This is a genomic window from Streptomyces sp. NPDC047453, assembly GCF_040643155.1.
Lineage (GTDB): Bacteria > Actinomycetota > Actinomycetes > Streptomycetales > Streptomycetaceae > Streptomyces.
The window spans coordinates 24,834-39,224 of sequence record NZ_JBEYTS010000005.1 but is presented as its reverse complement, the minus strand read 5'-3'; the positions used below and the strand labels follow the sequence as shown (position 1 = coordinate 39,224).

Below are 14,391 nucleotides of genomic sequence, written 5' to 3'. Positions count from 1 at the left end.
GCTCACGCCGCGCTCCGGTGGTGCACAATGCGTGCAGACGCCGGTTCGGCCGACTGAGCCTCGGCCGAACCGGCGTCACATGTCTGCGTACGTCTAGGTATGTCTGGGGATGTCCGCCGGTCTGGGGCTATGCGGTCGGGCGTCCCATCGCCCGGTACGTCCACCCGGCCCGCCGCCACAGCTCCGGGTCCAGCGCGTTGCGCCCGTCGAGGATCACCCGGGCGGCCACGGCCTCGCCCAGCCCGGCCGGATCCAGCTCGCGGAATTCCCGCCACTCGGTCAGGTGCAGGACGACGTCCGCGCCGCGCACGGCCTCCAGCGCGGAGCCGGCGTACCCGAGCGTGGGGAACACCAGCCGGGCGTTGTCCATGCCCTTGGGGTCGTAGACCGTCACCTGGCCGCCCTGGAGGTGTATCTGACCGGCGACGTTGAGCGCGGGGGAGTCCCGTACGTCGTCCGAGTCCGGCTTGAAGGTGGCGCCGAGCACCGCGACCCGCTTGCCGAGGAACGGCCCGCCGCCCAGCGCCTGCCGGGCCATCTCCACCATCTGCCCGCGCTGGCGCATGTTGATCGAGTCGATCTCGCGCAGGAAGGTCAGGGCCTGGTCCGCGCCCAGCTCGCCGGCGCGTGCCATGAAGGCCCGGATGTCCTTGGGCAGGCAGCCGCCGCCGAAGCCGATCCCGGCCCGCAGGAACTTGCTGCCGATCCGGTCGTCGTGCCCGATGGCCTCGGCGAGCTTGGCCACATCGCCGCCGGCGGCCTCGCAGACCTCGGCCATCGCGTTGATGAAGGAGATCTTCGTGGCCAGGAAGGAGTTCGCGGAGGTCTTCACCAGTTCCGCGGTCGGGAAGTCGGTGACCACGAACGGGGAGCCCTCGCCGATCGGTGTGGCGTACACCTCGCGCAGCAGCTTCTCCGCCCGCTCGCTGCGCACGCCGACCACGATCCGGTCCGGGTGCAGCGTGTCATGCACGGCGAAGCCCTCGCGCAGGAACTCCGGGTTCCAGGCCAGCTCCACGTCCGCGCCCGCGGGCGCCAGCTCGGCGATCATGCGGGCCAGACGGTCGGCGGACCCCACGGGCACGGTCGACTTGCCGACGACGAGCGCGGGACCGTTCAGGTGCGCGGCGAGCGAGGTGACGGCGGAGTCGACGTAACTCATGTCGCAGGCGTACTCGCCGTGCTTCTGCGGGGTGTTCACGCAGACGAAGTGGATGTCGCCGAACGCGGCCGCCTCCGCGTAGTCCGTCGTGAAGCGCAGCCGCCCGGTCGAGCCCTCGATCCCGGCCACGTGCCGGCGCAGCAGCTCCTCCAGGCCGGGCTCGTACATCGGGACCTCGCCCCGCCGGAGCATCTCGATCTTCTCGGGGACGACGTCCAGACCCAGCACCTCGAACCCGAGGTCGGCCATGGCCGCGGCGTGTGTCGCGCCGAGATAGCCGGTGCCGATCACGGTGATCTTGAGGCTCATGGGTCCTCCAGGGGAGACGATGGTGATGCGGTGCCCGAGCATATCGGGGGCATGCGCGGGGCCTACGCCGGGCAATGTCCCCGCTGTCGCCAAGCTCACGTATCACTGGCGTGAGCGGGCGCCTAAAATTTGGGTTACTTAACGGTAATTAGCGTTGGAGCGTGAGAGACCTTGGCCGGATCGGCTGACTTCGACCTGTACCGCCCGTCCGAGGAGCACGACATGCTCCGTGACGCCGTCCGCTCGCTGGCCGAGGCGAAGATCGCGCCGTACGCCGCCGCGGTGGACGAGGAGGCCCGCTTCCCGCAGGAGGCGCTGGAGGCGCTGGTCGCCAACGACCTGCACGCCGTGCACGTGCCCGAGGAGTACGGCGGTGCGGGCGCGGACGCCCTCGCGACGGTCGTCGTGATCGAGGAGGTGGCCCGCGTCTGCGCGTCCTCCTCCCTCATCCCGGCCGTGAACAAGCTGGGCTCGCTGCCGGTGATGCTCTCCGGCTCCGAGGAGCTGAAGAAGAGGTACCTGGCCCCGCTCGCCAAGGGCAACGCGATGTTCTCGTACTGCCTGTCCGAGCCGGACGCGGGCTCCGACGCGGCCGGCATGAAGACCAAGGCGGTCCGCGAGGGCGACACGTACGTCCTCAACGGCGTCAAGCGCTGGATCACCAACGCGGGCGTGTCCGACTTCTACACGGTGATGGCCGTCACCGACCCGGACAAGCGCAGCAAGGGCATCTCGGCGTTCGTCGTCGAGAAGTCGGACCCCGGGGTCTCCTTCGGCGCCCCGGAGAAGAAGCTCGGCATCAAGGGCTCCCCGACCCGCGAGGTCTACCTGGACAACGTCCGGATCCCCGCCGACCGCATGATCGGCGCCGAGGGCACCGGCTTCGCCACGGCGATGAAGACCCTGGACCACACCCGCATCACCATCGCGGCCCAGGCCCTCGGCATCGCCCAGGGCGCTCTCGACTACGCCAAGGGCTACGTCAAGGAGCGCAAGCAGTTCGGCAAGCCGATCGCCGACTTCCAGGGCATCCAGTTCATGCTCGCCGACATGGCCATGAAGATCGAGGCCGCCCGCAACCTCACCTACGCGGCCGCCGCCAAGTCCGAGCGCGTCTCCGCCGGAGGCGGAGAAAGGGACCTCACCTTCCAGGGCGCCGCCGCCAAGTGCTTTGCCTCGGACGTCGCCATGGAGGTCACCACGGACGCCGTCCAGCTCCTCGGCGGCTACGGCTACACCCGCGACTACCCGGTCGAGCGCATGATGCGCGACGCCAAGATCACGCAGATCTACGAGGGCACGAACCAGGTCCAGCGGATCGTGATGGCCAGGAACCTTCCCTAGCAGTCTCCTGGCACGCGTCCGACGGCCTCCGGCATTTGAGCCGGGGGCCGTTCGCGATGCGCCGGGGGAGGGCCGCCGGGCGCGGGCCGTAAGCCGAACGGCGGTACCCGGTCCGCTGTCCGCGCCGGATGGCGCGGGGACCCGGGCGGGCGTACGACGGAGGGGTACAGGGCCCCGCCCCCGGTGCCCTTCGCCCTCCAGGAGGAGCCATGACCCAGCCCGGAACCATGACCCCCATGAGCAAGGAGATGCAGGACTGCGTCCAGGCCTGCATGTCGTGCCACACCGTCTGCGAGGAGGCCATGAGCTCCTGCATGCAGATGGGCGGCCAGGCGCAGATGCAGATCATGCGCGCGCTCATGGACTGCTCCGAGATGACCCGCATGTGCGCGGACATGATGATGCGCCGCTCGCCCATGGCGGCCGAGATGTGCGCGATATGCGCCAAGGCCTGCGACATGTGCGCCGAGGCGTGTATGTCCATGCCCGACGACAAGATGATGAAGCGCTGCGCTGAGGCGTGTCGCCGCTGCGCCGAGATGTGCCGTGCGATGGCGAGCGTCAGGATGTGACCTGAGCCCGGCCGGACGGCGAGAGCCCCGCGGTGCCGGCCGGCACCGCGGGGCTCTCCTGGCAGGGGTCGGGTCAGTTGCCCGTGACCGTGACCTTCTCGTCGTTCTTCAGCTCATTGACCAGCCTCTTGACCTTCGGCATGTCCCAGGCGAGGTTGCCGCCGGTCGAGCCGGATATCGGCATGTTCATGGAGACGCCGTCGCCGCCGTTGACGTTCTTCATCGCCCAGAACATGGAGGCCAGGTTCCACAGGCTCATGTCCTTGTCGACGATCAGGGAGTCCAGGCCCGCACCCATCGTCGGGTAGAGCTTGAACGGGTTCAGGACCGTCGAGGGGGACGCCACCTGGTGGGACAGCGCGGCGAGGAACTTCTGCTGGTTCTTCGTGCGCTGCAGGTCGGAGGTGGCGAACGCGTGCCGGGTGCGCACGAAGGCCAGGGCCTGCTGGCCGTCCAGCTTCTGCTTGCCCGCCTGGAAGTCGGCGCCCGAGTACTTGTCCTTGAAGCCCTTGTCGATGTTGAGTTCCACGCCGCCGACCGCGTCCACGATGTTCGCGAAGCCGGCGAAGCCGATCTCCACGTAGTGGTCGATGTGCAGGCCGGTGTTGTACTCGATGGTGCGGACCAGCAGCTCCGGACCGTCGAAGGCGTAGGCCGCGTTCAGCTTGTTCGGTCCGAGGGGGCCCTTGATCTTGCCGGACTCCGAGCCGCGGAACTGCGGGATCGTGACGTTGGAGTCGCGCGGCAGGGATATCAGCGTGTCGCCGTTGTCGCCGACGTGCAGGATCATCATCGAGTCCGTGCGCTTGCCCTCGGCGGACCCGGTGTGCAGCTTCTTCTTCTGCTCCGAGGACATGCCCTCACGGCTGTCGGAGCCGACGATCAGGTAGTTCGTGCCCTTGCCGGCCTCCGGCCGGTCGATGACCTTGGACAGGTCGACCTCGCGGCGGAGCTTGGAGTCGGCCCAGAAGTAGGTCGCGACCGAGGTCACCACGAGCAGCGTGACCAGGGTGATCACGGCCCACTTGAAGCGGCGCCCCCAGTTCGGCGCGGGACGGTAGTCGCGCGGGTCGCCCCCGCCCGGTCCGCCGTAGACGTGGCCGCCGTTGTAGCCGCTGTCGTACCCGTCGTAGTTGCCGGGGTCGTCGTACCCGCGGCCGTCGACGTACGACGGTTGCTGCGGAATGCCGTACGGCGGCGCCGAGGGGCCCGGGCCGCCGGGCGGCGGGTATCCGCCCTGCCCGCCGGGTGCCCCCGGGCCGCCGCGCCGTACCTGGCGCATCGCACGCGCCCCTTCCGGCGTCGCGCTGCCGCGTCCGTATCCGGGTCCGCGGTTGCCGCCGGACCACCCCTCGGGCCAATCATTCATGCGCCCCAGTGTGCAGGGCACCGCTGTGTTCCTTACAAGGGGCGTCAGGAAATAAGGGCACCGCTGTTGCGAAGCTGACACAAATTCCCCGGATGCCGCCTCGGCATAAGGTAGGGGTCATGACAGAGCAGGCCTCCACCGCGGAATCTGAGATTCCGGACATCCCCGGCAAGCCGACTTCGGCGTCCCGGACCACCCTGAGCCACATCATGACCCACAACGACACCAACCTGCTGGGGACGGTGCACGGCGGTGTGATCATGAAGCTGGTCGACGACGCGGCGGGCGCGGTGGCCGGCCGGCACAGCGGCGGGCCCGCCGTCACGGCGTCCATGGACGAGATGGCGTTCCTCGAACCGGTCAGGGTCGGTGATCTCGTCCATGTGAAGGCCCAGGTCAACTGGACCGGCCGGACCTCCATGGAGGTCGGCGTGCGGGTCCTCGCCGAACGCTGGAACGAGTCCACCCCGACCACCCAGGTCGGCTCGGCGTACCTGGTCTTCACCGCCGTGGACGCCGACGGCAAGCCGCGCCCCCTGCCGCCCGTCCTGCCCGAGACCGACCGGGACCGGCGGCGCTACCAGGAGGCCCAGATCCGCCGCACCCACCGCCTGGCCCGCCGCCGCGCCATCATGGAACTGCGCGAGAAGCGCGCGGCCGAGGGCTACGAGGACTGACGCCGCCAGGTCGTCACTCCGTCAGCCGCACAGCACCTCGTCGCCCGTCATGGCGGCACCCTGCACCTGGTCCTCCACCCGCACCTGGCGCACCTGGCGGTAGTCGCTTCCCGCGATCACCTTGAGCGTGGCGCCCTGCCCCGGCGCGGCGCGCAGCTCACTGCCCGGCAGCGCCGCGGCGAGCGACTTCGCCGACCGGTCCCACCGGGGGTCGTAGAGCACGACGGTCCGCCGCGCAGTGGGCTGCTTGGCGTCAGCGGGCGCGCCCGTCGTACGGAACCCGGCCGCCGCCAGCGCCTGGTCCACCCGTTTGCCGAGCCCGGTCGCGCCGGTGCCGTTCTGCACCTGGACGCGGATCTGCTGCGGGGCGACCCGCACGGTCACCGCGGGGTTCGCCTGCCGCGGCCGCCGCACGGTCAGCGGCCGGTCCTCCCGCAGCGACTGGAAGAGCCGGTCGGCCTTGGCCCGGTCCCACTTCACCGTCGAGCCGACGCCGTTGACGGGGTAGGACGGCTGCGCGATCGGGACGGTGGCGAACTCCGAGGAGGACGGGGAGAAGTTGCGCATCGCCCGCCCGAGGTCCAGCAGCTCGTCGGTGTGGAAACCCTGGTCCGCCCGTACCGAGCTCAGCACGGTCAACGCCACGTTCCGGAACTTCATGGGGTTCAGCAGCACCTGGGAGGAGGTCGCCCGCTCGATCAGGGCGGCCAGGAACCGCTGCTGGCGCTTCATCCGGCCGAGGTCGCTCGCCGCGTCGACGTGCCGGGAGCGGACGTACTGGAGGGCCTGGCCGCCGGAGAGCGTGTGCGTGCCGGCCGCCAGGTCCAGGCCGGAGTAGCTGTCCTTCATCGGTTCGGCGGTGCAGATCTGCACCCCGCCGAGGACGTCCACGGTCCGCATGAAAGTGGTGAAGTCCACCTCCAGGTAGTGGTCGATCTTCAGCTGGGTCAGGTCCTCGACCATGCGCACGGTCAGATGGGGGCCGCCCTCCGCGTACGCCGCGTTGAGCTTGACGGGGTGCGGCCCGTGCCGCCGGCCCGTGTTCTGGTCGACGTGACCGGGCAGCTCGGCGTAGGAGTCCCGGGGCAGGCTCACCACGCTGGCCCGCTGCCGGTCCTGTGACACATGCACGATCATCATCGTGTCGGTGCAGTGGCAGGCCTGGCCGCCCAGCCGGTACTGGCGCCGCTCCTGCGCGCTGATACGGTCCCTGCCGTCGGTGCCGACCAGCAGGACGTTCATGCCGTGGCCCGCCCGCGGGCGGTTCTTCATGTCCTTGAAGGGGTCGACCCGGGCGATGTCCGCGTCCAGGCCGGAGACCACCGCGTGCCCGATCCCGGCGGAGGCGAGCACCACCGCCGACAGTGTGGTCGCCGCCCGCATGGCCCAGCGCGGTCTCCGGCGCGGTGCGGACGCGTGCGGGACCCGGGCCGGCCGCGGCGGTGCGGCGCGGCGCTGCGGGGCGCGCGGTGGCCGCGGGCGGGGCCGGGACGGCGTGGGGGGCATGGGGACACCTCCGCATGGGCGTGGGTGGGCACCGTGAGCACCGTAGGGCCATACGATCTGCTGACCGGCGCAGTGACCCCCACGGCGCGCACCGGTGTCCCCCGTTCGCGGTAACGTGAGCACCGATGAACGCCAAGCCCGACGTGCGACTCCCCGCCGTTTCTGTGATCATGCCCGTCCTCAACGAGGAACGGCACCTGCGCGGGGCCGTCGAAGCGATCCTCGCGCAGGAGTACGGCGGCGAGATGGAGGTCGTGATCGCCCTCGGTCCGTCCGCGGACCGCACGGACGACATCGCCGCCGAACTCGTGGCCGAGGACCCGCGCGTGCACACGGTCCCGAACCCCACCGGCCGCACCCCCGCCGCGCTCAACGCCGCGATCAAGGCCTCCCGCCATCCGATCGTGGTCCGTGTCGACGGCCACGGGATGCTTTCGCCGGACTACATAGCCACCGCGGTACGGCTCCTGGAGGAGACCGGCGCGCAGAACGTCGGCGGCATCATGCACGCCGAGGGCGAGAACGCCTGGGAGCATGCCGTCGCCGCCGCGATGACCTCGAAGATCGGGGTGGGCAACGCCGCCTTCCACACCGGCGGCCAGGCCGGCCCGGCCGAAACGGTCTACCTGGGCGTCTTCCGCCGCGCGGCCCTGGAGCAACAGGGCGGCTACAACGAGGAGTTCATCCGCGCCCAGGACTGGGAGCTCAACTTCCGCATCCGCGAGGCGGGCGGCCAGATCTGGTTCTCGCCCGAGCTGCGGGTGTCCTACCGGCCCCGCCCGAACGTCAAGGCCCTCGCCAGGCAGTACAAGGACTACGGCCGCTGGCGGCACGTCGTCGCCCGCTACCACCAGGGATCCATCAACCTGCGCTATCTCGCCCCGCCGGCCGCGGTGTGCGCCATCGCGGCCGGGATCGTGGTGGGCGCGACCCTGACCCCGTGGGCTCTGGTGGTCCCCGGCGGCTACCTGGCGGCGATCGCCGCCGGATCGGTCCCCGCCGGCAAGGGCCTTCCCCTGGCGGCACGGCTGCGCATCCCGGTCGCCCTGGCCACCATGCACATGTCCTGGGGCTGGGGTTTCCTGACCAGCCCCAAGTCGCTGGCCAGGAGGGTCATCGCCGCCCGGAGGCCGGCGGTCACCGCCGCCGACTGAGCGTTCGCGCCGGGAGTTCTCAGGGCCCCTCTCCACGGGAGAGGGGCCCCGCTCGTGCTACCAGCGGTAGGGCGCGTACACGTCCATGCACTGGCTCTCGTCCGAGCCGTTGATGGCGTCGGAGTTGTCGGGCAGGTCGCCGGCCTTCGGAGCGGCCTCCTTCGGATAGGTGCTCCCCGTACGCCAGTCGGCGCCGACGACGACGGTGACACCGGAGACATCGGTCGACTTCCGCACCGAACTCAGCGGAATCCCGAGGGCCTTGGCGACGCTCTGCGCGTCGCCCTCCAGGTCCGCGCTCGGGTAGCGCACGAGCGTCTCCTCCTCCGACAGCGCCGCCGAGGTGTCGGAGGAGGCCCGGGTGAAGCCCTTGCCCGCCAGCTCCTGGCCGATCTCGCGCGCCCGGCCGCCGACCGGGGCCTGGGTGGCGGTGCGGGTGCCGTTCTGCACCAGTACGCCCAGCCGGTCGGCCGGGACCGAGGGAGTCCTGTCCGCGGCGCTCTCGCCCGTACGCTTCTTTGAGTTCTTCGCGTCCGGCGCCGGGCCCTTGTCGTCGAAGGGCACGTCGTCGCGGAGCATCTTCCACACCTTCGTGGCGCCGGCGCCGTCCGGGACGACGTGGTTGTCGTCCTGCGGGTCGGCGACATTGGGCATCGTCGTCATGGTGATGCGGTCGGTGGGGACCGTCTTGAGCTGCATGGCCAGGTGGTACAGCTTCTCGACGGTGCCGATCTCCTCGGAGACCTGGAGCGACTTCGTCGCCGCCTCCGCGAGGCCCATGAGCCGGCCGGAGTCGGTGAAGACGTTCTGGCTCCGCAGGGTGCGGATCATCGAGTTCATGTACATGTGCTGGGCCCTGGCCCGCAGCAGGTCGCTGCCCCAGGCGTGCCGGGTGCGCAGCCACTGGAGGGCCTCTTTGCCCTTGACCTTGTGCTTGCCCGCCGTCAGCTTCAGGCCGGAACCCCCGGGCGCCAGGGGCGTGGGGCGGTCCCACACGTTCTGCTTCACACAGACCTCGACGCCGCCGATGGCGTCCGCCATCTTCACCACGCCCGCGAAGTCGATCGTCATCCAATGGTCGATGTACACACCGGTGAGGCTCTCCCAGGTGGCGAGCGTGCAGCCGGCGCCGCCGCGGGCCAGCGACTCGTTGATGATCTCGTTGACGGGCGGATAGACCTTGCCGGTATCGGGGTCGGTGCACTTGGGGATGTCGACGCGGGTGTCCCGCGGGATGCTCACCACGGCGGCGCTCTTGCGGTCGGCGGCCAGGTGGATGAGCATCTGCACATCGCCCCGCGGCGGGGTGCCGCGGTTGTCCCGGCTGCCGCCCAGCGCGACGTTGGCGTCGGAGTTACGGCTGTCGGAGCCGATCAGCAGGATGTTCACGGGCGTCTGGCCGGCCGAGTTGGGCCTCGCCCTCTGCGCCTTGGAGTCACCGCTGCTGCGCTGGCCCTTGCGGATATTGCCGTTCAGGTGCTGGTAGTAGAGGTATCCGGCGCCGGCCGTGCCGAGTACGACCAGCGCGAGCACCATGGCCGACCAGCGCAGTACGCGCCGCGCGGGGCCTCTGCCCGCGGCATCGCGCTTCTTCCCGCCGCGTCCTCCTCCGCCGTGCCGGCCGCGGCCGTCCGAAGTGCTGCCCTTGCGCGGCGCGGGAGGTATCGCTTCCTCGACCGCCGACCCCTCCCCGCGCAGACTGCTCTGCGTCACTCCCCGTCCTCCCACCCTGGTGCCATGCCATGAAACAGGCCTGCCGTGCGCCGGGTTAGACGCATGACAGGCCCATAAGGTGGTGCTGTGCGCTCAACTTGCGCACTCGACCTTGTCCGCCGTGGACTTCCCGTCGACCTCCGGGGCCTTCGTCGGCGGCGTGAGCGGCACACCGGCACCCTTGAAGTCCTTGCCCAGGGTCAGCGTCATCGTGGGCATCCCCTGGGAGTTGGTGAAGCTCTCGCCCGGCTTCAGCGCGGCCCCGGACAGTCCCATGAGCGCGGCGAGCTTACGGGCCTGCGGCGCCTGGTCGGGCGCGTACTCGAGCGTGGTCTTGGCGATGCTCTCGGGTGCGTTGGCCGCGTTCTCCGACTTGAGCACGCCCACGGAGGTCTGCAGCCAGCTGACGGTCTCCTGGGCGGCACCGCCGGCGGCCCCTCCGTTGAAGACCCGGACCCGCACCTCGGAGGCCTCGGACTGGGTGCCCTTGAGGCGGGCCGCCTCGGCGCTCTTCTCGGCCTTCTTCTTTTTCTTCACGGCGGTGAAGGAGACGTCGTTGGCGATGGCGTCGAAGACCGGGGAAGCCTGGGTTGGATGGACTACGACAGTCGCGCGGACCTTTTCGGCCGGGTTGTCCACGACCGGGACCGTCAGGAAGGTGATGTTCTTCGTCGGCACCTTCTTCAACTCCTGCGCCACGTCCATGAGGGTGTTGACATTGCCGATGCCCTTGTCGACGGTCAGGGCCTTGGTGGCCGCGTTCGCCAGCTTGAACAGCTTGGTCGGGTTCGTGAGCGTGTCACCGGAGGTCATCTTGCGCATCAGTGAACTGAGGAACTGCTGCTGCACCTTGATCCGGTCCAGGTCGCCCTGGTTGCCCCAGGCGTGCCGGGTGCGGACAAAGGCCAGAGCCTGCTCGCCCTCGATCGTGTGCTCACCGGCCGTCAGGTCGAGGTGCGATTTCTTGTCGTTCACGGAGTTCTTGAGACACACGTCGACTCCGCCGACCGCTGTCGTCAGCGTCTTGACCGCGTTGAAGTCGGCCATCATGAAGTGGTCGGGCGCGATGCCGGTCATCTCTTTGACCGTGCGCATCGTGCAGCCCGCATCACGGCCGTCCTGGCCGAGACTCGTGTTGAAGCGGACGTTGTCCGTGCCCTGGACGACCTTGGTGCTGCCGTCGGGCTGCTTGGTCGGGCAGTCCGGTACGTCCACGATCAGGTCGCGCGGGATGCTCAGCGCGGTCGCGTTCGTACGGTCCTTGGAGACGTGCAGCAGGACGTTGGTGTCGGCGTGGCCCGCGCTGCCCTTGTCGCCGTAGCCCTCGTTGCCTTTGCCGGTGCGTTTGTCCGTGCCGATGATCAGTATGTTGAAGGCTTCGTCCTTGCTGAAGCCGTTCTTGGCCGCGCCGCCCACGTCGGTGGTGGTGACGTTTCCCTCGAGGTGCTTGAGGACCAGGTAGCCGGCCGTGCCGACGCCGACCAGGACGAGCGCCATGGTGCCGCCGGTCCACATCAGGACCTTCTTGGTCTTCGACTTCTTCTCCGGCCGGCGTCCCCGCCGCCCGGGCGGCTCCTCCGGCGGCGCCGCCCGGCGGCGGGGACGGACGGGCACGGCTTCGGAGGAGGTGGCCTGGCGGGTCTGCTGCCGCCCGGGCGCCGCCGGGCGCTGCCTGGACGCCGTGCCTCCGGCTCTGCGGGAGGAGGCCCGACGGGGGCCCGGTACCGCCGACTGCGGAGCGGAAGGGGTCAGTTGCAGTTCGTATTCGCCAGTGTCCGGATTGAGCACCCACTGGTCTGCGGGGTCGACATTGTCCGCCCGCCCACGGCCTTGCGCGTCCACGGTTGTCCGAATCCTCCGTTGGGGCCACGCGGCGCCTTGCCCCTCTTGGCGCCAGGTCTGCTTCGCATAGTGCGCGACCCCAGGAAGACCTCGCGGCCAGTCGCACCGGATCGCTCACACTATCCGGCAGATTCAACACCGAGCGACGCTGGTGACAAATTCCACTTCCCTACAAGGGGGCAATCCGCCCATTTCCTTGGACAAAAGTTCGCCTTTGGCCGTGGCTTTACCCGCAGAGGCGCCCGAGTTGGCCGTGTCGTCGCGGAACGGCGTCGTGGGCCAGGGTGCGAGCCGTGGATCGCCAGGGTGCTCGACCCGCGTCGTGCAACCCCCGGGAAATACCCACCGTAGTCGTGCGACTGCGCAGACGAATCCCTTTCCGGCCCGGAATCCGAATCCGCGGCGGCCGAATTCGCGCCGTTCGCCCCGAATCCCGCATTCCACGGGATTGGGGGCGGGCGTGTTGTCCGGAGATCCGGGCCCGGAGCCCGGGCGCGTCATCTGGCCGTGGCCGTGACCCGCTCGGACTCGATGCGCTTGGCCAGGGCGTCCTCGGGCAGGCGGTCGAGGTTGCGGCACAGGACGACCGAGGCGCCGGCGGTGAGCGGCGCGTACAGGCCCGCGCTGAGGCCCTCCCAGGTGTCGTACGGCAGCGCCGACAGCAGGCGGGAGGCCGGCCCGGTCAGGTTCAGCTCCGGGGCGTCGCCGCGGGCCCGCTCCACGACCTCCGCCGCCGTGTACTCGGCCCCGGCCACGATCAGCGCCGGGTCCTCCGGGTCCACCGGCGTGAAGGGCGCGAACACGTCGCCCTGCCCCGGCACCTCGACGGCGTAGTCCAGGAAGCCCTCCGGCGGTTGCGGGAACCGCCCGCCCAGCGGCCGCAGCGCCAGCGCCACCCGTTCCCCGGAGCACGCGCGGGCCGCGTCCAGTGTGTCCGGTCCGCTGACCACGACATCGGCGACGCCCGCGTTCCCGTCGACGTCCGCCACCGCGCCCACCGACGCGCACGCCAGCAGCCACACGGCCGTCTGCCAGTGCGCCGGCAGTATGAGCGCGACCCGGTCGCCGGGTCCGGCGCCGAGGTCCCCCTGGAGGAGGTTCGCGGTCTTGGCCACCCAATTGGAGAAGGTGGCCACGGACAATTCGACGCGTTCGCCGGTGGCGTCGTCGTAGAAGGTCACCAGTGGGCGTCCGGGATCCGCGGCGAGCGCGGAACGCAGCAGGTCGGCAAGGGTGCGTTCGGTGGCGTTCACCCGCGCAAGCGTACGCGGCGACGGCCCCGCCCACCGCGTGGTCGGCCACGTGCGGGTGAGCCGCGAGCCACCGGTTCGGCGCAACGGCAGTCGACGGCCCGTCAAGTCCCCGATGGACAGGTTTGTCTGACTATGTCCAAGATCAGGAGCATGCGTCGATACGGATTCCTTGCGTGCTCGATCGGTGCCACGTGCGCGGCCGCCCTCGTCCTCACCCCCGGCATGACGGGCGGTCAGGCGGGCGCGGTGCCGGCGTCGGCATCGGCGACCGGGGCGGCGGCCGTGCCCGGCAGCACCCGGTCCCTGCCCCTCGTCCCGCTCACCCGCGACCCCGGCCCCGGCCGCGGGTCCGTCCTCGAACAGGGCCTGCGCCGCGCGGACGTCCGCCACTTCTCCCTGGTCGGCGTCGTCTGGGACGACCCGGACGTCGAGTTGCACGGCAGCGTCCGGATCCGCACCCGCTCCGCCGCCACCGGCGTCTGGTCCGGCTGGCAGGACATCAGTACCCACAGCGCCGACCACGGCGCCGACCCCGGCACGGCCGAGCGCACCTCCGGACACGTGCGCGGCGCCACCGCGCCGCTGTGGGTGGGCGACTGCGACGGCGTCGAGGTGCGCGTCCGCGCCGACGCCGGGAGCCGCGACCCGGCTGCCCGGCCGGTCCCGCTGCCCTCGGGCCTGCGCCTGGAACTCGTCGACCCCGGCACGCAGCTCCCGGCGCGGGGCACCGGGAGGGGCACCGCACGCGCAGGCGGTCCGAACGAGGAGGGGTCCGCCGCCGACGCCGCTCCGGCCGCGCCCGGCGGGGACCCGACCGATCAGCGGCGCGCGCAGTCCTACGTCGGACCGCGCCCGGGTATCGTCACGCGCCGCAGCTGGGGCGCGGACGAGTCCCTGCGCGAGAAGGGTTTCGTCTACACCAAGAAGATCAAGGTGGCGTTCGTGCACCACACCGACTCCGGCAACAACTACAGCTGCGCGCAGGCTCCGGCGGTGATCCGCGGCATCTACCGCTACCACGTCAGGAGCATGGGCTGGCGCGACGTCGGCTACAACTTCCTGATCGACAAGTGCGGGACCATCTACGAGGGCCGGGCCGGCGGTGTGGCGAAGCCCGTGCTGGGCGCCCACACCATGGGGTTCAACAGCAACAGCGCGGGGATCGCCGTCATCGGCACCTACAACACGTCCAAGCCCTCCTCGGCCGCGGTGACGGCCATCGCGCGGCTGACCGCGTGGAAGCTCGGGCTCTACGGGATGAATCCGCGCGGAAAGACATATCTGACCTCCGGCGGTGGCAACCTCTACCAAAAAGGAAAGAGCGTACGCCTGAACGTGATCTCCGGCCACCGGGACGGCTTTGCCACCGACTGCCCGGGACAGCAGCTCTACGGCAAGCTCGGCACGGCCCGCTCGGCCGCGGCGCGCTACCAGGGCCGCTGAGGACGGACGAGGACGGACCGAGGACGAACAGGAAGCGGAGACGACAG

11 protein-coding genes are annotated in these 14,391 nt (G+C 70.4%); 5 read left to right on the top strand and 6 right to left on the bottom strand.

The features are described 5' to 3' along the window. Positions 1-127: 127 nt before the first annotated feature. Positions 128-1,471 (bottom strand): UDP-glucose/GDP-mannose dehydrogenase family protein, encoded by a 1,344-nt coding sequence (locus ABZ818_RS06925; protein WP_361411727.1) that lies wholly within the window; start codon positions 1,469-1,471, stop codon positions 128-130. Positions 1,472-1,642: 171 nt separating this feature from the next. Between ABZ818_RS06925 and ABZ818_RS06920 the strand changes: the two genes are divergently transcribed. Together ABZ818_RS06920 and ABZ818_RS06915 are read left to right on the top strand one after the other, a co-directional pair. After that, positions 1,643-2,815, top strand: a complete 1,173-nt coding sequence (locus ABZ818_RS06920; RefSeq protein WP_361411725.1) for an acyl-CoA dehydrogenase — start codon at positions 1,643-1,645, stop codon at positions 2,813-2,815. A 209-nt stretch (positions 2,816-3,024) separates the two neighbouring features. After that, positions 3,025-3,387 carry a four-helix bundle copper-binding protein gene (locus ABZ818_RS06915; protein WP_361411723.1) on the top strand — a complete coding sequence of 121 codons (363 nt, stop codon included), beginning with the start codon at positions 3,025-3,027 and terminating at the stop codon, positions 3,385-3,387. Positions 3,388-3,460: 73 nt separating this feature from the next. On the opposite strand, the gene ABZ818_RS06910 is transcribed toward ABZ818_RS06915, so the two are convergent. Next, the gene (locus ABZ818_RS06910) at positions 3,461-4,756 is read right to left on the bottom strand and encodes an LCP family protein (protein WP_361411721.1); all 1,296 of its coding nucleotides are present in this window, start codon (positions 4,754-4,756) and stop codon (positions 3,461-3,463) included. A 119-nt stretch (positions 4,757-4,875) separates the two neighbouring features. On the opposite strand from ABZ818_RS06910, the gene ABZ818_RS06905 reads away from it, so the two are divergent. Then, on the top strand, positions 4,876-5,433 hold the full coding sequence (locus ABZ818_RS06905; protein WP_361411719.1) for an acyl-CoA thioesterase: 558 nt from the start codon (positions 4,876-4,878) through the stop codon (positions 5,431-5,433). Between the two features lie 21 nt (positions 5,434-5,454). Here ABZ818_RS06905 and ABZ818_RS06900 read toward each other — a convergent pair whose 3' ends face one another. Then, positions 5,455-6,939, bottom strand: a complete 1,485-nt coding sequence (locus ABZ818_RS06900) for an LCP family protein (RefSeq protein WP_361411717.1) — start codon at positions 6,937-6,939, stop codon at positions 5,455-5,457. Between the two features lie 125 nt (positions 6,940-7,064). Here ABZ818_RS06900 and ABZ818_RS06895 point away from each other — a divergent pair, with 125 nt between their 5' ends. Then, positions 7,065-8,093: a glycosyltransferase family 2 protein gene (locus ABZ818_RS06895; RefSeq protein WP_361411715.1), complete on the top strand. Its 1,029-nt coding sequence runs from the start codon at positions 7,065-7,067 to the stop codon at positions 8,091-8,093. Positions 8,094-8,150: 57 nt separating this feature from the next. On the opposite strand, the gene ABZ818_RS06890 is transcribed toward ABZ818_RS06895, so the two are convergent. The 3 genes from ABZ818_RS06890 to ABZ818_RS06880 form a co-directional block, all read right to left on the bottom strand. Continuing rightward, the gene (locus ABZ818_RS06890; RefSeq protein WP_361411713.1) at positions 8,151-9,806 is read right to left on the bottom strand and encodes an LCP family protein; all 1,656 of its coding nucleotides are present in this window, start codon (positions 9,804-9,806) and stop codon (positions 8,151-8,153) included. Between the two features lie 93 nt (positions 9,807-9,899). Next, on the bottom strand, positions 9,900-11,648 hold the full coding sequence (locus ABZ818_RS06885) for an LCP family protein (RefSeq protein WP_361411711.1): 1,749 nt from the start codon (positions 11,646-11,648) through the stop codon (positions 9,900-9,902). Between the two features lie 497 nt (positions 11,649-12,145). Beyond that, positions 12,146-12,901 (bottom strand): TIGR03089 family protein, encoded by a 756-nt coding sequence (locus tag ABZ818_RS06880; RefSeq protein WP_361411709.1) that lies wholly within the window; start codon positions 12,899-12,901, stop codon positions 12,146-12,148. 150 nt (positions 12,902-13,051) lie between these two features. Between ABZ818_RS06880 and ABZ818_RS06875 the strand changes: the two genes are divergently transcribed. Beyond that, the gene (locus ABZ818_RS06875; RefSeq protein ID WP_361411707.1) at positions 13,052-14,344 is read left to right on the top strand and encodes an N-acetylmuramoyl-L-alanine amidase; all 1,293 of its coding nucleotides are present in this window, start codon (positions 13,052-13,054) and stop codon (positions 14,342-14,344) included. Positions 14,345-14,391 lie beyond the last annotated feature (47 nt).